The following is a 245-nucleotide window of genomic DNA, read 5'->3' as shown; positions in this document are numbered from 1 at the left end:
GGTCTGATCAGCTGGATTACGCTGATGAATGGCGCTTATGCCTTGTCAGTGTCAAACATTCAACGCTTACTGAAAGATCACTGGCAACTCACCTTCAGTACTGGTGCCGTGAGTCAGGCGACTCGTTCGGTCACACAATGGTTGCTGCCGCTGTATCAGCAAGTGGGTCAGGCCGTACGAAATTTACCCGTTGCCCATGCCGATGAAACCAGCCATTACCGGAATAATGAGCAGCGTTGGCTTTG

1 protein-coding gene is annotated in these 245 nt (G+C 51.4%); it reads left to right on the top strand.

Annotated elements, in window-relative coordinates:
• A partial coding sequence (locus DKW60_RS17960; RefSeq protein ID WP_146203518.1) for an IS66 family transposase occupies nt 1–245 on the top strand: 245 nt, incomplete at both ends.

Origin of the sequence: Leucothrix pacifica (assembly GCF_003172875.1) — a bacterium.
GTDB lineage: Bacteria > Pseudomonadota > Gammaproteobacteria > Thiotrichales > Thiotrichaceae > Leucothrix > Leucothrix pacifica.
Note: the sequence above shows the minus strand (reverse complement) of the source record. Positions and strands in the feature narration are given on the sequence as shown.